The organism is Nocardia cyriacigeorgica NBRC 100375 (assembly GCF_000308555.1).
GTDB classification, from domain to species: Bacteria; Actinomycetota; Actinomycetes; order Mycobacteriales; family Mycobacteriaceae; genus Nocardia; species Nocardia cyriacigeorgica.
Window position 1 is genome coordinate 1 of record NZ_BAFY01000189.1, and the last position, 15,874, is coordinate 15,874.

17 protein-coding genes are annotated in these 15,874 nt (G+C 67.5%); 11 read left to right on the top strand and 6 right to left on the bottom strand.

Annotated elements, in window-relative coordinates; all coding sequences use genetic code 11:
- The 4 genes from RJ05_RS18630 to recQ form a co-directional block, all read right to left on the bottom strand.
- Positions 1 to 410 (bottom strand): MarR family winged helix-turn-helix transcriptional regulator (locus RJ05_RS18630; RefSeq protein WP_036538987.1); only part of this gene is annotated, 410 nt, incomplete at its 3' end.
- A 196-nt stretch (positions 411 to 606) separates the two neighbouring features.
- A complete protein-coding gene (locus RJ05_RS18635) occupies positions 607 to 843 on the bottom strand; it encodes a WLR motif membrane protein (RefSeq protein WP_036538930.1) in 237 nt (78 codons plus the stop codon).
- Positions 844 to 1,014: 171 nt separating this feature from the next.
- Positions 1,015 to 2,148: a metallophosphoesterase gene (locus tag RJ05_RS18640; protein ID WP_081597410.1), complete on the bottom strand. Its 1,134-nt coding sequence runs from the start codon at positions 2,146 to 2,148 to the stop codon at positions 1,015 to 1,017.
- A gap of 135 nt (positions 2,149 to 2,283) precedes the next feature.
- Positions 2,284 to 4,155 carry a DNA helicase RecQ gene (gene recQ / locus RJ05_RS18645; protein ID WP_036538991.1) on the bottom strand — a complete coding sequence of 624 codons (1,872 nt, stop codon included), beginning with the start codon at positions 4,153 to 4,155 and terminating at the stop codon, positions 2,284 to 2,286.
- Positions 4,156 to 4,430: 275 nt separating this feature from the next.
- Here recQ and RJ05_RS18650 point away from each other — a divergent pair, with 275 nt between their 5' ends.
- Positions 4,431 to 5,402: an SMP-30/gluconolactonase/LRE family protein gene (locus tag RJ05_RS18650; protein ID WP_036538993.1), complete on the top strand. Its 972-nt coding sequence runs from the start codon at positions 4,431 to 4,433 to the stop codon at positions 5,400 to 5,402.
- A 168-nt stretch (positions 5,403 to 5,570) separates the two neighbouring features.
- Positions 5,571 to 6,089, top strand: a complete 519-nt coding sequence (locus tag RJ05_RS18655) for a GNAT family N-acetyltransferase (protein WP_051016719.1) — start codon at positions 5,571 to 5,573, stop codon at positions 6,087 to 6,089.
- 1 nt (position 6,090) lies between these two features.
- Here RJ05_RS18655 and hisN read toward each other — a convergent pair whose 3' ends face one another.
- Positions 6,091 to 6,876, bottom strand: coding sequence for a histidinol-phosphatase (gene hisN / locus RJ05_RS18660; RefSeq protein ID WP_036538932.1), 786 nt, complete (start codon positions 6,874 to 6,876; stop codon positions 6,091 to 6,093).
- 84 nt (positions 6,877 to 6,960) lie between these two features.
- The gene (locus tag RJ05_RS18665; RefSeq protein WP_036538997.1) at positions 6,961 to 7,551 is read right to left on the bottom strand and encodes an NADPH-dependent FMN reductase; all 591 of its coding nucleotides are present in this window, start codon (positions 7,549 to 7,551) and stop codon (positions 6,961 to 6,963) included.
- A 143-nt stretch (positions 7,552 to 7,694) separates the two neighbouring features.
- Between RJ05_RS18665 and RJ05_RS18670 the strand changes: the two genes are divergently transcribed.
- The 9 genes from RJ05_RS18670 to RJ05_RS31450 all read left to right on the top strand — a co-directional run bounded on the left by RJ05_RS18670 (position 7,695) and on the right by RJ05_RS31450 (position 15,859).
- Positions 7,695 to 8,696 carry a helix-turn-helix domain-containing protein gene (locus RJ05_RS18670; protein WP_081597412.1) on the top strand — a complete coding sequence of 334 codons (1,002 nt, stop codon included), beginning with the start codon at positions 7,695 to 7,697 and terminating at the stop codon, positions 8,694 to 8,696.
- Positions 8,596 to 9,711, top strand: coding sequence for a peptide chain release factor 2 (gene prfB, locus RJ05_RS18675; protein WP_036538934.1), 1,116 nt, complete (start codon positions 8,596 to 8,598; stop codon positions 9,709 to 9,711). Before RJ05_RS18670 ends, prfB begins: the two co-directional genes overlap by 101 nt.
- Entirely contained in the window at positions 9,711 to 10,589 is an 879-nt protein-coding gene (locus tag RJ05_RS18680) for a mechanosensitive ion channel family protein (RefSeq protein ID WP_051016720.1), read from the top strand. Before prfB ends, RJ05_RS18680 begins: the two co-directional genes overlap by 1 nt.
- The gene (locus RJ05_RS30995; RefSeq protein ID WP_156090834.1) at positions 10,576 to 10,728 is read left to right on the top strand and encodes an Rv3103c transmembrane domain-containing protein; all 153 of its coding nucleotides are present in this window, start codon (positions 10,576 to 10,578) and stop codon (positions 10,726 to 10,728) included. The genes RJ05_RS18680 and RJ05_RS30995 overlap by 14 nt, the downstream gene beginning before the upstream one ends.
- 121 nt (positions 10,729 to 10,849) lie before the next feature.
- Positions 10,850 to 11,539, top strand: coding sequence for a cell division ATP-binding protein FtsE (gene ftsE / locus RJ05_RS18685; RefSeq protein ID WP_014352416.1), 690 nt, complete (start codon positions 10,850 to 10,852; stop codon positions 11,537 to 11,539).
- The gene (gene ftsX / locus RJ05_RS18690) at positions 11,539 to 12,444 is read left to right on the top strand and encodes a permease-like cell division protein FtsX (protein ID WP_036538937.1); all 906 of its coding nucleotides are present in this window, start codon (positions 11,539 to 11,541) and stop codon (positions 12,442 to 12,444) included. The genes ftsE and ftsX overlap by 1 nt, the downstream gene beginning before the upstream one ends.
- Before the next feature lie 230 nt (positions 12,445 to 12,674).
- Positions 12,675 to 14,084: an acyl-CoA dehydrogenase family protein gene (locus RJ05_RS18695; protein ID WP_081597413.1), complete on the top strand. Its 1,410-nt coding sequence runs from the start codon at positions 12,675 to 12,677 to the stop codon at positions 14,082 to 14,084.
- A 33-nt stretch (positions 14,085 to 14,117) separates the two neighbouring features.
- Positions 14,118 to 15,341, top strand: a complete 1,224-nt coding sequence (locus RJ05_RS18700; RefSeq protein WP_036538941.1) for an acyl-CoA dehydrogenase family protein — start codon at positions 14,118 to 14,120, stop codon at positions 15,339 to 15,341.
- A gap of 200 nt (positions 15,342 to 15,541) precedes the next feature.
- A complete protein-coding gene (locus RJ05_RS31450; protein WP_036538943.1) occupies positions 15,542 to 15,859 on the top strand; it encodes a type VII secretion target in 318 nt (105 codons plus the stop codon).
- Positions 15,860 to 15,874 lie beyond the last annotated feature (15 nt).

Consider the following 15,874-nt stretch of genomic DNA (forward strand, 5'->3'; position numbering starts at 1 on the left):
AGTTTCTCGATGGCGGCGCAGGCCTGGGCGGCCTCGGCTTCGTCCCAGTCGGCGAGTGCCTCCTGCATGCGCTTGGCCCGGGAGATCCGGATGCGCCGCAGTAGGTCGTGGCCCGCGTCGGTGACCTGCAGCAGCGTCGCGCGACCGTCGTGCGGATCGGCCTGCCTGGTGACATAACCTTCCGCGACCAGGTCGGTGACGTGCCGGCTCAGCGCCGAAGGGCTGATGCACAGGTGCGATGCGAGGTCGACCTGACGAATGAGCCCTGCTCCCTCCAGCACCACCAGGACGCCGATGCCACCAGGGAGGAGCTGACCCTCTTCCGGGTGGGCGATGGCTACGCGGATCGCGCGGCCCATGAGATAGAGCTCCCTGGTCAGATCCTGGGCGGTATCGCGTGACACTGCCATGCCGGTCTCCAAACCGAGAATGATTGCTTGCAGTAAGCAACTATATATTGGTTGCTTTCGCTAATCAACTAGTTTTTCGTTCGGGCTCGGTCGCAGGCGAGGGAAAGCCGCTTGGGTACGAGGCACCCCCGATGGACCCTCTGAGAGGACGATGCGGTGTGCCTGGGGCTTTCGAGCAGCTTCGGAGGCTCAGTCCTCAGTTGGGGCGCAGCACCACATAGAGCACGAGAAGGGCTATGAACAGCAGCGTCAGCGCGATGGTGGACAGGCGAGGCCGGCCCGGATGGCGTGGGGCCGCCCGGCGCCCGCTCAACCAGACAGTCTCGACCACAGGGTCCACTCGGTGCTCGCGCGCCAGGCCCAGGTCGGGCGCCTCGGAGTTCGGCGAGCCGCCCGAGACTTCGCCATTGTCGGAGCCGTCACCGGATGCCATGGCGTGACGGTAACCTGCCCGGTCCCAGCGCGCCGGAATTCGGGCTATCGGCGGCGCGTCTGCGCTGGCGCCGAGTCGCGCGGCCACCGGGAAGGGGCAGACGGAGCGCTGTGCCGACCGAACGTCATCGGACGCGACTCGGCTGTTGACCTATGGCGATCCGGCGGTCTATTAGGCGATTCGGCGACGGAACTCCTCGGTGGACGTACCGGATGCCGGATCGACGGTGTGCACCCGTAGAACGATCGAGCCTCGGGTCAGCTCCATAACCATGAATCCGAGCTGATGGAAGCTCTGGAACTGGGCCGCGTGCGCGGTGTCCGGCAGCACCCGGGGCTGGGCGCCGACGGTCTTCGCGGCCGCACCCGAGACGATCTGACGGGTGCCCTTCATGTCGGCTGTCTGCTCCAGGACCTGCAGCGAATGATCATGGCCGGACAGGATCAGGTGGCAGCGACCGTTCACATGGTTGTCGAAGAACGGCTTCACATGCACGCCATTGATGGGCTCGACGGGCAGACCTTCGTAGTGCCCGGCGTCTCCGTGCGGCCCGTTGTTCAGGTACGGGTGGTGAGTGCAGGCGATCTTCCAGGTGGCCGGCGATTCGGCGATGGCACGATCGAGCCAGGCGCGCTGCTCGTTCATGAACTGGCCGTCGACCGCCCAGTACGGGGCGAACAGTGGGGGCAGGTAGGCCGCGAGCGGGTTGAGGTCGAGCACGAAGAACTCTACCACCGGATTGCGTTCAGGGACTCGCACCGAGTAGTAGCGGCTCGGCATCCACCAGCGCCGCGAATGCGCGTGGTAGCGGACTTCGTGGTCACCGCGCAGCAGCCACCCGCCGTCTCCGGGGAAGACCGAGCTGGTGTCGTGATTGCCGAGCACCATCGCCCACGGAAAGTCCAGGCCGGTGTTCGGATCTTCGAACTTGGCCGCGAACTGGGGATCGTCGTTGCTGTTCGGGCCGCTTTCGTAAATGTTGTCGCCGAGGCCGAGCGCCATGGCGAACGGTTCGCGCCGATGGAACGCGCGGAGGGCGTCGGCGACCGCCCATTGGGATCGGGTGCCGGTGCCCGCATCACCGGTGACCAGCACCCGGATGCTGTCGCCGCCCACGGGGAAGGGGAATTTTCCGACACCCTCGGCCACCGGAACGGCCTGAGCAGGGGTGAGGCCGGCGAGCGTCAGCCCGGCCGCCGCAGCGGCCGCGCCGGTCAGCAGCTCACGGCGGCCGATCCCGGATACGCCATGACCGCGGTCCCCGTGACCACGCCAGCTCCCACCTCCGGGCTCCGACCCGCTCATGCCTGCCTCCGTCCACTCCTCGGGATGCTTCGATGCCGCTTCGCAGTCATCCTGAACTACACGATCCGATCGGTCGATCTGAGGGGTCGAGATTTCACATTCCGTCGGCCTGGTGTTCGGTCTCCGGTCGCGCGATCAGTGCGCGGCCAGAACCTCGAGCACCTGCTCGCCGTACTTGGCCAGCTTGTTCTCACCCACTCCCCCGACCGCACCGAGTCCGCGCAGATCGGCCGGTTTGCGGGCGGCGATATCGCGCAGGGTGGCGTCGTGGAAGACGACGTAGGCCGGAACGCCCTGCTCCTTGGCCGTCGCCGCACGCCATTCACGCAGCTTCTCGAACAGCGCGAGGTCCTCGGGCGCGAGATCCACCGGCGGGGTTTTCGCCGATTTCGCAGCACGGGCGGCGCGAGTGGGTGCGGGCCGTTCGGGTTCACGGCGCAGCATGACCTTCTGGCCGTCGAACAGCACCGCGTTACCGGCTTCGGTGAGAGTGAGCACGCCGTATTCGCCATGCACCGCGAGCAGACCCTGCGCCAGGCATTGCCGCACGACCCCACGCCACTCGGTATCGCGCAGGTCGGTTCCGACGCCGAAGACGGTGAGCTCGTGGTGGTCGTGCTGGAGCACCTTCGGGTTCTTCCTGCCGAGCAGGATGTCGATCAGATGCCCGGCGCCGAAACTCTGACCACGTTCACGTTTCAATCGCAGCACCGCCGACAGCAGCTTCTGCGCCGCGACCGTGCCGTCCCAGGATTCGGGTGGGTTGAGGCAGGTATCGCAGTTGCCGCAGGGTTCGCCGCGCTGACCGAAGTAGGCCAGAAGCTGGCTGCGGCGGCAATTCACCGTCTCGCACAGCGCCAGCATCGCGTCCAGGTGTAGCTGTAGCTGCCTGCGGTGCGCGGCGTCGCCGTCGGAGGCGTCGATGAGTTTGCGCTGCTGCACCACATCGTTGAGCCCGTAGACCATCCAGGCCGTGGAGGCCAACCCGTCACGGCCTGCCCTCCCGGTTTCCTGGTAGTAGCCCTCCACCGATTTGGGCAGGTCGAGATGGGCGACGAACCTGACGTCCGGCTTGTCGATACCCATGCCGAAGGCAATCGTCGCGACCACCACGAGCCCGTCTTCCCGCAGGAACCGCGACTGATTCTCGGCGCGGGTGCGGTTGTCCAAACCCGCGTGGTACGGCACGGCTCTGATGCCGTTCTCGGTGAGAAAGGCAGCCGTCTTCTCCACCGAATTGCGGGACAGGCAGTAGACGATGCCCGCGTCGCCTGCGTGTTCGGCGCGGATGAAATCGATCAGCTGACGCTCCGGGCGATTCTTCGGTTCGATCCGGTACTGGATATTGGGCCGGTCGAAGCTGGCCACGAACCGGCGGGCGCCGCCGAGGTCGAGGCGCTCGATGATCTCGTCGCGGGTCTTCTCGGTGGCCGTCGCGGTGAGTGCGATCCGGGGAACCTCGGGCCAGCGTTCGTGTAGCAGCGAAAGGGCCAGGTAGTCGGGGCGGAAATCATGACCCCACTGCGAGACGCAGTGGGCCTCGTCGATCGCGAACAAGGCGATCTTGCCGCGCTCGAGCAGCCTGGCCGTGGATTCCAGGCGGAGCCGCTCCGGCGCCAGGTACAGCAGGTCGAGCTCACCCGCCACGTACTGCGCCTCGACCATGCGTCGCTCGTCGGGATTCTGCGTCGAGTTGAGAAATCCGGCGCGAACGCCCAATGCGCTGAGCGCGTCGACCTGGTCCTGCATGAGCGCGATGAGCGGCGACACCACCACACCGACTCCGGGCCGCACCAGCGCGGGGACCTGATAGCAGAGGGATTTGCCGCCGCCGGTGGGCATCAGGACCAGCGCATCACCGCCCGCCACCACATGATCGACGATGGCGCCCTGGTCACCGCGGAAGCTGTCGTAACCGAACACCCGACGTAGAACCTGTTGTGCCGCATCGGGTTCGGCACCGGTGACGATGCGGTGTGCGGCGGCGAGGGCGTCGGGGGTTTCCACGCGGCCCATCCTACGAGGACGGCACGACAGCCGAGGGGCGTGCGCGGCCGCCACCTCGGCGGAGTCGGAAGTTGTGCACATGTGGATAACTTGTCGCTCGAGGGGACTCACCCGGGCGGCGCACACTGGGCAGCCGGTGCCGCCGGGTTCGGCACAACCCCAGGTCCGAGCCTGCCCGTCCACCGGATTGCCGTGATCGGCCGACGCCGACCGACGGCACACGAGCCCGGATCACCGACGGGCAACCGCGTATGCGGGCTGTTAGTTTGTGCGGCATGACATTCGGGATGCGGACGGCGCGCACCTGGGCGGCGCTGCTCGCGGCAACGGTCGCGGCCGGCGTGGCCGTGGCGGGGCCTGCCGACGCGCAACCGTTTCCGAAGATGTGCGCCGACGGCTGGGAAGCCGCCACGATCGTCGAGGGCGTCGGGAACCTGGAGAACCTGGACTCGGACGGGGCAGGCGGCTTCTACGTCACCGGGATCGCCGACGGGTTCCTCGCCCACGTCTCGGCGGACGGGCGGTTCGACAAGCTGATCACCGGACTCGTCAAGCCGGCGGGCGTCCGGGTGGCCGGGCGATCGGTGTACTTCCTCACCGGTGACGGCATCGATGCCGCGCCGGGCACTCTCCAGCGCTACGACATCGACACCGGCACGTCGACGGTCCTGCTCACCGGCCTGAACGGGCCGAACGGCCTGCTCCTGCTACCCGATGGTGATCTGCTGTTCAGCACGCTGGGAATGGGCCGCGCGCCCACCGGCATCGCCCGTTATCGGCCGTCGACCGGTGAGTACACCGAAACCTGGTCGAACCTGCCGTGGACCAATGGGCTGGCGCTGGCCGCCGACGGGAAGTCGATCTATACCGACAACCTGACCATGCGGATCTTCCGGATCCCGCTCGATGCCCCCAACTCCCCCACCGTCGTCACCGGCATGCCCGAGCTGGTCTCGATGCCCGACGATATGGAAGCCACCCGCGACGGCGACCTCTATGTCGCCGACCACGGCGTCGGCGCCATCTACCGCGTCGACACCGCCACCGGATCGAGCTGCGCGATCATCTCCGGGCTCATCAAACGTCCCGATCCGATCCGCACCCCACCCGACGGCACCACCTCCGTGCGCATCGCCCGCGACGGGGGCTCCTGGTCCCTGTTCATCACCAGCATGGACGGCACACTCCGTCGCCTGCGCCCACCCGCAGGCATCGACCTCACCCCCGCCGACGCGACCAGGCGGTAGTCGTCCCATGCCTGCGCATACCGACAAACCACCCCGCATGACTCCGGGAACCAGCGCGCACGCCTCGGGTACGACAGCAATGCGGAATCGACGGCGCCTCCAGAACCTGCCGGACCCTGATCGCGTGACAGTTGCACACCGATCGGATCGCTGTTCGGATGTCGTCGGATGAGCAAACCCGCACCGATGATCCCGGCTACGGCTGCGGACGCCCCGGACATTGCCGACCTCCGCGACGAACTCGCGCGCTGGATGCTCGCCAACGACATCCGGCAATGGAGGCCGGGCGAGTACCCGGCCGAGGCGATCGCCGCCGAGATCGCCCGCGGCGAATGGTTCCGCTGGCGCGGCGAGGATGGCGCGCTCATCGCCACCGTGCGCCTGATCCGGCGCGATCCGGAATTCTGGGGCGAGGCCGACGCCGAGGCCGGATATGTGCACGGGCTCATGGTCGCTCCGGCCCACCGCGGCAAGCAGCTGGGCGGCCGGGTGTTGGAGTTCTGCGCCGAACACACCGTGGCCAACGGGTTGTCCGTGCAGCGGCTCGACACCGCCGAGAACAACGCGGTGTTGCGCAAGTTCTATGCCACCCAGGGCTTCTCCGAGGTCGGCACGGCCCCGCTACCCGCGCGTTTCCAGGGCTGCGAACGAATCGTGCTGCTGGAGAAGCGCCTCGACCGGGGGTAGCTCAGGGTGTCAGGCGGTCGAGCACCGCCTGGTGCAAAGGGCCGTTGGTGGCGATCGCGTCGCCGCCGTGCGGGCCGGGGGTGCCGTTGAGGGAGGTGAACGAGCCGCCGGCCTCACGGACGAGGATGTCGAGGGCCGCCAGATCCCACAGGGAGACCTCGGGTTCGGTGGCGATATCCACGGCACCCTCGGCAACCAGGCAATAGCTGAGGAAATCGCCGTAACCGCGCACCCGCCACACCTCGTCGGTGAGGTCGATGAACTTCTCCCGCAGGCCTCGGTCGCGCCACCCGGACAGACTGGAGAAGGCCAGGCTGGCGTTGTCGAGATCGGCGACGGCGGAGACGGTGATCGGTTTCGGCGCGCCCGGATGGAAACTGGACCAGGCCCCCGAACCCGCGGCCGCCCACCAGCGGCGGGCCAGCGCCGGTGCGCTCACCACGCCGACCACCGGCACACCGTCCTCGAGCAGCGCGATGAGCGTGGCCCACACCGGGACGCGACGCACGAAGTTCTTGGTGCCATCGATCGGGTCGATCACCCACTGACGGCCCGTGAACTCGGCGTCGCCGCCGAACTCCTCGCCGAGTACCGAATCCTGCGGCCGCTCCTGCTCGAGCATCGTGCGAATCTGCCGTTCCACCGCCAGATCCGCATCCGAGACCGGTGTCAGATCCGGCTTGGCATCCACCTTCAGGTCGAGCGCGCCGAAACGCTCTTTGGTGATGGCGTCGGCGGCATCGGCGAGCCGAAGGGCGAGTTCGAGATCGGAAGTGTGCGCGGCCACCTCAAAACCTTATCCGCTCACCCGCCGCTGCCCAGCACTGCCGCCGCGGCGGCAGCGCGCAGGCTCGGCCCGCCCGCCCCGCCATCAGGCGACCGGCACCGAGCGGGCCGCGGCCAACGCCGACGCCCACCAGTGCAGCCGATCCAGCATCGTGCGCGCCGCCCCGGCCGGCTCCTCCGGATTACGCAGTGCCCCGTTCTCGTCGAAGAGCAGGTAGTACCGCGGGAACGAAACGTATTCGCGCAACGTGTGGGCGTCCAGCTCGTTGAACACCTGCCGCAGCCCCTCGATGGCCAGCAGTCCACCGCTGGCTCCGCTGTAGCCGACGAACCCGATGGTCTTGCCCTGCCACTGCGTGAAGTGCCAATCGATGGCCGCCTTGAGCGAGGCCGGGAAGCTGCGGTTGTAGTCGGGGGTGACGATGACGTAGGCGTCGGCTGCCGACAGCCGATCGGTCAGGGCCGTCATGCCGGCGGGCCGGTCGGGGTCCGGGTTCATGGCGGGCGGGACGGCGGGCAGTTCGAGCGGGATGTCGTAGTCGGCCAGATCGATGACGTCGACGTCGTATCCGCCGTGGGCGCGGGCCTGGTCGGCGAACCAGCGCGCGACCACCGGCCCGAACCGTCCGTCCCGGACGCTGCCGATGATCACCGCGAGCTTCAGTGGCGTGGTCATGCCGTTCTCCTTCGGATCGAGGTGCGACCGTGGCGGTCGCTCGGTCATCACTCTGGTCGCGTTCGGCAGGCCGATGAAGACCGCGCCGAGGGTGGTAGTGGGAGGGCCACTCTCAGCGCCGGGAAGGTGGTTACGGTGAATGCGTGAGCACCAATGAGATGGGCCTGTTCCTGCGCAGCCGTCGCGAGTCGGTCACCCCCGCGGACGTGGGGCTGCCGAGCGGCCCGCGGCGGCGCACCCCTGGTCTGCGCCGGTCGGAGCTGGCGACGCTGGCGGGAGTGAGCGTCGAATACCTGACCCGTCTCGAGCAGGGACGGGACCGCAACCCGTCGCCTCCGGTGTTGTCGGCGCTGGCCGACGTCTTGAAACTCACCGCGAGCGAACGGGTGCATCTCTACCGGCTGACCAAGGCCGATTCCGGGTTCACCTGCATGGGCAGCGCTCAGCCGAACCGCATGGTGCGACCGACCGTGCGCACCCTCCTCGACCAGCTCGAACCCGCCGCCGCCATCGTGGTCAACCGGCTCACCGAGATCCTGGCCTGCACCGATGGCTATCGCGCGCTGATGGGCGCCTCCGGCCAGCTCGACGAGGAACTACCCGATCTGGCCGGATACGTCTTCACCGATCCACGCGCCAAGGAGTTCTTCTCCGACTGGGATCGTGTCGCCGACCACCTCGTCGCCACCTTGAAGCAGGGCCCATTCCGCGCGGATCCGAATATCGACGCCCTGGCCGACCGCCTCACCATCACCGCGGGCGCCGCCTTCACCGAGCGCGTCGACACCGTGCCGAGCCTGCCTCCGGTCACCGGCATCACCCGCATGCAGCATCCCGACGTGGGCGGGCTGCGGATGGCCTACGAAACCCTCGATCTACCTGCCGACGACGATCAGCAGCTCATCATCTATCTCCCCGCCGACGACGCCACCGCCGCAGCGCTCGACGCCCTCAACGGTCGCCGCCCCGGCGCGTTGCGCGCCGTCTCCGATAGCCTGCCCTGCGGTTTCACCGTCCCGGACCGGCCCGGTAGCCTTGGACATCGTGCATCCCGACGTATCCGCCGATCTAGCCGAACTCGACACCACGCTCAAGACCGTCGAGTCGGTCCTCGACATCGAGGAGCTACGCCGCCGCATCGATGAACTCGAGCACCAGGCGTCCGACCCCGATCTGTGGAACGACCAGGACCACGCCCAGAAGGTCACCAGCGAGCTCTCGCACGCCCAGGGCGAATTGCGCCGAGTCGAGGAGCTGCGGCAGCGGCTGGAAGATCTGCCGATCCTCTACGAGCTGGCCGAAGGCGAAGAGGGCGAGGCAGCCGCCGCCGCACTGGCCGATGCCGACGCCGAACGCGCCGCCCTGCACGCCGACGTGGAGGCGATGGAGGTGCGCACGCTGCTGTCGGGCGAGTACGACAAGCGTGAGGCGCTGGTCAACATCCGTTCCGGCGCCGGCGGCGTGGATGCCGCCGACTGGGCCGAGATGCTGATGCGCATGTACATCCGCTGGGCCGACCGACACAAGTACCCGGTCGAGGTCTACGACACCTCCTACGCCGAAGAGGCGGGCATCAAGAGCGCCACCTTCGCGGTGAAGTCGCCCTATGCCTACGGCACGCTCTCGGTGGAGATGGGCACGCACCGGCTGGTGCGGATCAGCCCGTTCGACAACCAGGGCCGCCGCCAGACCTCCTTCGCCGAGGTCGAGGTGCTGCCGGTGGTGGAGACCACCGACCACATCGAGATTCCCGAGGGCGAGATCCGCGTCGACGTGTACCGCTCCTCCGGGCCGGGTGGTCAGAGCGTCAACACCACCGACTCCGCGGTGCGCCTGACCCATATCCCGACCGGCATCGTCGTCACCTGCCAGAACGAGAAATCGCAGCTGCAGAACAAGATTTCGGCGATGCGCGTGCTGCAGGCCAAACTACTCGAGCGCAAACGGCAGGAAGAGCGCGCCGAGATGGACGCGCTCAAGACCAACGAGGGTGCCTCCTGGGGTAATCAGATGCGCTCGTACGTGCTGCACCCGTACCAGATGGTCAAGGATCTGCGCACCAACTACGAGGTCAACAACCCGTCCGCGGTGCTCGACGGCGATATCGACGGATTCATCGAGAGCGGGATCCGGTGGCGCATGCGGGAGCAGGCCAACTGATGTTCGCCCCGGGGATCCAGAGTTCGGGGATCCACGCGCTGTCGGTCTCCTCCGACGTCACCCCATGGCTGCGGTCCTCCGGTCTGGAGATCGTGCTGCTGATCCTGGGCGCGGTGCTGTTCAGCCGGTTCGCGACGTTCGTGCGCGACCGCGTCACCCGCAAGATCGACGCCGGTTTCCAGAGCAGTGACGCGCTGGTGCGCACCGAGGCGGCCAAGCATCGGCACGCCCTGGCGCAGGTGGTCACCTGGGTCGTGCTGACCATCGTCTATGTGCTGGTCGGCATGGAGGTGTTGCAGCGGCTCGGGTTCGCCGTCACCGGCCTGGTCGCCCCTGCCGCGGTGCTCGGTGCCGCATTGGGTTTCGGCGCCCAGCGCATCGTGCAGGACATTCTGGCCGGATTCTTCCTGATCACCGAGCGCCAGTACGGATTCGGCGACGTGGTGCGGATCAACGTCACCGGCGCTGCCGACTCCGCCGAAGGGACCGTCGAAGACGTCACACTCCGGATCACCACCTTGCGCGACGCCGACGGTCAGGTGATCATCGTGCCCAACGGGCAGATTGTGAAAGTCACGAATCTGTCGAAAGATTGGGCTCGTGCGGCGATCGACGTCCCGGTGGCGGCCAGTGCCGATATCAACCGGGTGAACGAGATCCTGCACAAGGTGGGCGAAGAGGCCTACCGCGACCGCAGGCTCGAGCCGCTGCTGCTGGACGAGCCGACGGTCATGGGTGTGGAAGACCTCACGGTCGATCAGATGAACATCCGGATGGTCGCCCGCACCCTGCCGGGTAAGCAATTCGAAGTAGGACGTGAGCTGCGCGTCCGGGTAGCCGCCGCGCTGCGCAGGGAAGGTATCAGTGAGACCGCGTAAATCCACGGCGATCCTGATGGGGAGCTGGGTCGCCACGTTCGTGCTGTATCTGTTCGTCAAACCCGACACGCCCACACCGCCCGCGCCCTTCGTGAATACCGTTCCGGCAGCGGTGCATACGACGCCACCGGCGAAGTGACCCGCCCGAGGTGACGGCCTCGATATCGCCGCTGGCGCGGCTCTGACCAGGGCCTGACCGCGTTCGTGAGGCAGCTCACGGCGCCCGGTCACGGGGTGGTCCATGGTTACACTGGCTCCCCGTGATCACGATGCGGAACGTCACGAAGTCGTACAAGACCTCGACGCGACCCGCGCTGGACAACATCACGGTGGATGTGGGCAAGGGCGAGTTCGTCTTCATCATCGGACCGTCCGGCTCGGGCAAATCGACCTTCATGCGATTGCTGCTCAAAGAGGAAGTCCCCACCGCCGGCGAGATCCAGGTGGCCGATTTCCGGGTGGACCGGCTGCCCGGCCGCAAGGTGCCCAAACTGCGTCAGCGGATCGGCTGCGTGTTCCAGGATTTCCGGCTGCTGCAGCAGAAGACCGTCGAGCAGAACGTGGCCTTCGCCCTCGAGGTGATCGGTAAGCGCAGGCAGTTCATCGAGCGCACCGTGCCCGAAGTGCTGGACATGGTCGGCCTCGGCGGTAAGGCCGACCGGCTGCCCGGTGAACTGTCCGGCGGCGAGCAGCAGCGGGTGGCGATCGCGCGCGCGTTCGTCAACCGGCCGCTGGTCCTGCTGGCCGACGAGCCGACCGGCAATCTCGATCCGGAGACCAGTGCCGACATCATGGCGCTGCTCGAGCGCATCAACCGCACCGGCACCACGGTGCTGATGGCCACCCACGACAACCACATCGTCGACTCGATGCGCCGACGGGTCATCGAACTCGACCGCGGGCGCATGGTCCGCGACGAGGCCACCGGCGTGTACGGAGTTGATCGATAATGCGGGCGAGTTTCCTGTTCGGCGAGGTCTTCGAAGGCCTGCGCCGCAATGTCACCATGACCATCGCGATGATCCTGACCACCGCGGTCTCGCTCACCATGCTCGGTGGCGGTCTGCTGGCCGTGCGGATCGCGGACAAGACCGAGCAGTACTTCTTGGACCGGCTCGAGGTGCGGTTGTATCTGACCGAGGACGTCTCGGCGACCGACCCGGACTGCTCGCTGGAGCCCTGCAAATCGCTGATGGCGGACCTCAAGGCCACCGAAGGCGTGCAATCGGTGCAGTTCCTCAACCGGGACGACGCGATCCGGGAGGCCAAGGAGAAGACCTTCAAGGACCAGCCGGAGCTGGCCGAATACGTGGCCGATACCCCGCTGCCTGCGTCGCTGCGGGTGAAGATGGTCGACGCCGAGCTGTATCCGACGATCTACGAGTCCTTCTACGACCGCCCCGGTGTCGGCATGGTGCGCAATGACAAGGACATCGTCGACCGGCTGGTCAGCCTGTTCGACGGGTTGCGCAACGCCGCGTTCGGCCTGGCCATCCTGCAAGCCGTCGCGGCGCTGCTGTTGATCGCGAACATGGTGCAGATCGCGGCATTCACCCGGCGCACCGAGGTCGGGATCATGCGCTTGGTCGGCGCCACCCGCTGGTACACCCAGCTACCGTTCCTGCTCGAGGCGGTGGTGGCGGCGCTGGCCGGCTCGCTGCTCGCCGTGGTCGGCCTGTTCGTCGCACGGCCGCTGGTGGTGGACCGGGCGCTCGGCGACTTGTTCGCGAGCAAGGTCTTCCCCCGCATCACCGGTGACGACATCGCGATGACGGCGCTGATCATCGCGCCGGTCGGCGTGGCCTTCGCGGCCGTCACGGCGTACGCCACGCTGCGTTACTACGTACGGGAATAGCCGCCACCTGCGCCGTCGCGCGCGGTAGGAGATCATCTCGCAGGCCGGTCCACCTCAGGGTGGGCCGGCCTGCCGCGTTGCGTGCGGAAGGCCCGGTTTGTGATACCGCACAACGACTCGGCAACAGATTCGCGAACCCTCGACGCTCTTCTTACTCTGGAGTAAGATAGCCTTACTCCAGAGTAAGAAATGGGACCACCACCCACTCACCCACCCATCCGAGAAAACAGGTGATGATGAGCACTCGAGACAGCGCGACGAAGCGACGTCCGGATTCCGGCCGGAGCCAGGATTCCGCGGTCGGCCTGAACCAACCCAAGCGGGATTGGATGGGCGCGGCGATGCGGGTGATGACGACCCTCACCGGGTCCGAGCTCGCCGAGAAGTACAACTTGCGCAAGCCGATCGAGCGGGTCACCTACGAAGGAACCAAGACCGGATTCCGCACTCTCGGTGCGGCCACCCGCGCGTTCAACAAGGTCGCGGGCGGCGGTCAGCCCAAGCGCCTGGCCACCAACGAGGCCAAGAACAAGGACTACTTCGACCTCACCCCCACCGACGAACAGCAGATGATCGTCGAGACGGTGCGCGAGTTCGCGGCCGAGATCCTGCGCCCGGCCGCGCACGACGCCGACGAGGCCGCCGCCGCGCCGAAGGACCTGCTCGGCCGCGCCGCCGAACTCGGCATCACGCTGATCAACGTGCCCGAGGAGCTCGAGGGCGCGGCCAGCGAACGCGGCGCCGTCACCAACTCGATGGTCGCCGAGGCGCTCGCGCACGGCGATATGGGTCTGGCGCTGCCGATCCTGGCGCCCAGCGGCGTCGCGGTGGCACTGTCGCAGTGGGGCACCGACGCCCAGCAGCAGACCTACCTGCCCGCCTTCACCGGCGAGAACGTGCCGCAGGCCTCGGTGGTGATCAGCGAGCCGCGCGCCCTGTTCGACCCGTTCGCGCTGCAGACCAAGGCCGTGCGCTCCCCCAGCGGCTACCGGCTCTCCGGTGTGAAGAGCCTGGTCCCGGCCGCGGCGGACGCCGAGCTGTTCATCGTCGGCGCCGAACTCGACGGACGCCCGGCGCTGTTCATCGTCGAATCCGACGCGCAGGGTCTGGTCGTGGAGGCCGACCCGAGCATGGGTCTGCGGGCCGCGGGCCTTGGCCGGCTCATCCTCGACAACGTCGCCGTCGGCTCCGACGCGCTACTCGGCGACGGTGACGGCAAGCAGCACGCCGAGGACTACGCCGACGCCGTGCGCCTGGCCCGCCTCGGCTGGGCCTCGCTGGCGGTCGGCACCGGCCAGGCCGTGCTCGACTACGTCATCCCCTACGTCAACGAGCGGGAAGCGTTCGGCGAGCCGATCTCGCACCGTCAGGCGGTCGCGTTCATGGTCGCCAATATCGCCATCGAGCTCGACGGCCTGCGTCTGGTGACGCTGCGTGGCGCATCCCGCGCCGAGCAGGGGCTGTCGTTCGCCCGCGAGGCGGCGCTGGCCAAGAAGCTGGCCACCGACAAGGGCATGCAGTTCGGCCTCGACGGCGTGCAGCTGCTCGGCGGCCACGGCTTCACCAAGGAGCACCCGGTCGAGCGCTGGTACCGCGATCTGCGCGGCATCGGCGTCGCCGAAGGTGTCGTGCTCGTCTGACCGGCCCGTTCGTTACTTCAGGAGATTCCAACCATGATCAATCTCGAACTCCCCAAGAAGCTGCGGGCCAGCGCCAACCAGGCGCATCAGGTCGCCGCGCAGATCTTCCGGCCCATCTCGCGTAAATACGACCTCGCCGAACACGAGTACCCGGTCGAGCTCGACACCATGGCCGCCATGGTCGAGGGCCTCGCCGACTCCGGCACCCAGAAGATCGGCGGCGCCGCGGGCGGTCGCGAGGACGACAGCGACGCCCACGCCACCGAGCTGCTCGGAAACACCAACGGCGGCAATATGTCCGCGCTGCTCAACGCCCTCGAGACCTCGTGGGGCGACGTCGGCCTGATGCTGTCGATCCCGTACCAGGGCCTCGGCAACGCCGCCATCGCCGCCGTCGCCACCGACGAGCAGCTCAAGCGGTTCGGCAAGGTGTGGGCCTCGATGGCCATCACCGAGCCGTCCTTCGGTTCCGACTCCGCGGCCGTCACCACCACCGCCGTCCTCGACGGCGACGAGTGGGTGCTCAACGGCGAGAAGATCTTCGTCACCGCCGGTGAGCGCTCCACCCACATCGTGGTGTGGGCCTCGGTCGACCGCAGCCTCGGCCGCGCGGCCATCAAGTCGTTCGTCGTGCCGCGCGACGCTCCGGGCCTGTCGGTGGCGCGGCTCGAACACAAGCTCGGCATCAAGGCCTCCGACACCGCCGTGCTGCTGCTGCAGGACTGCCGCATCCCGAAGGACAACATCCTCGGCAGCCCGGAAGTCAACGTGGAGAAGGGCTTTGCCGGGGTCATGCAGACCTTCGACAACACCCGCCCCCTCGTCGCCGCCATGGCCGTCGGTGTGGCCCGCGCCGCCCTCGAGGAGCTGCGCGCGGTCCTGAAGGACGCGGGCATCGAGCCGTCCTACGACATCCCCGCCAACAACCAGCCCGCCGCGGCCGCCGAATTCCTGCGCATGGAAGCCGATTACGAATCGGCGTACCTGCTGGCCCTGCGCGCGGCCTGGATGGCCGACAACAAGAAGCCGAACTCGCTCGAGGCTTCCATGTCCAAGGCCAAGGCCGGCCGCACCGGCACCGACGTCACCCTCAAGGCCGTCGAACTCGCCGGCCCGCTCGGATACTCGCAGCGGACTCTGCTGGAGAAGTGGGGTCGGGACTCGAAGATCTTGGACATCTTCGAGGGGACCCAGCAGATTCAGCAGCTCATCGTCGCGCGGCGGGTGCTGGGGAAGACCAGTGCTGAGCTGAAGTAGGGCTGTGCACACCAGAACCGGTGCGGGTCGGCACTTTCCGATCCGCACCGGTTCTTTTCGTTTCCGGCGGCGCTTGCCTCGGCAGGACGGAATGGAACCGATCGACGGCCGTGCACGTCCAAGTACGTGAAGTGGACAAATCGTCCACCGTCCACGCACGATGGCAAGGAATATCGCATGCAGATCGATGGGGAGCGTCGGTGACCGAAGACCTACAAGTCCAACCCGAAGACCTGGACCGATTCGCGACCGCCATGAGCAATCTGGCCGCCGATTCCGACAGCGCCAAGCAGTACGTCGCGAAGTGGTTCGACATCTCCGGCGACGACGCTCGGATATTCGCGCACGTGGCAGGCATCGCCGAACAGGTCAGGCAGAATCTGGAAGCCAACTACGACAAGCTGCGCCAGCTCGCCGAGGCCTCCGCCACCGAGCTCACCAAGAGCGCGGAAATGTACCGCACCACCGATCTGGCGACGGCGAAGCGCCTCGACAGCACCTACGGCGAAGGGCAGTGATGGCGCGCCCAGGCG

Excerpts from the sequence above, each read along its gene's own strand:
- RJ05_RS18665 (WP_036538997.1), bottom strand. The coding sequence starts at position 7,551 with ATGACCACGCCACTGAAGCTCGCGGTGATCATCGGCAGCGTCCGGGAC.
- RJ05_RS18650 (WP_036538993.1), top strand. The coding sequence starts at position 4,431 with ATGACATTCGGGATGCGGACGGCGCGCACCTGGGCGGCGCTGCTCGCG.
- RJ05_RS18655 (WP_051016719.1), top strand. The coding sequence starts at position 5,571 with ATGAGCAAACCCGCACCGATGATCCCGGCTACGGCTGCGGACGCCCCG.
- RJ05_RS18680 (WP_051016720.1), top strand. The coding sequence starts at position 9,711 with ATGTTCGCCCCGGGGATCCAGAGTTCGGGGATCCACGCGCTGTCGGTC.
- RJ05_RS18640 (WP_081597410.1), bottom strand. The coding sequence starts at position 2,148 with ATGAGCGGGTCGGAGCCCGGAGGTGGGAGCTGGCGTGGTCACGGGGAC.
- RJ05_RS18700 (WP_036538941.1), top strand. The coding sequence starts at position 14,118 with ATGATCAATCTCGAACTCCCCAAGAAGCTGCGGGCCAGCGCCAACCAG.
- RJ05_RS18635 (WP_036538930.1), bottom strand. The coding sequence starts at position 843 with ATGGCATCCGGTGACGGCTCCGACAATGGCGAAGTCTCGGGCGGCTCG.
- ftsX (WP_036538937.1), top strand. The coding sequence starts at position 11,539 with ATGCGGGCGAGTTTCCTGTTCGGCGAGGTCTTCGAAGGCCTGCGCCGC.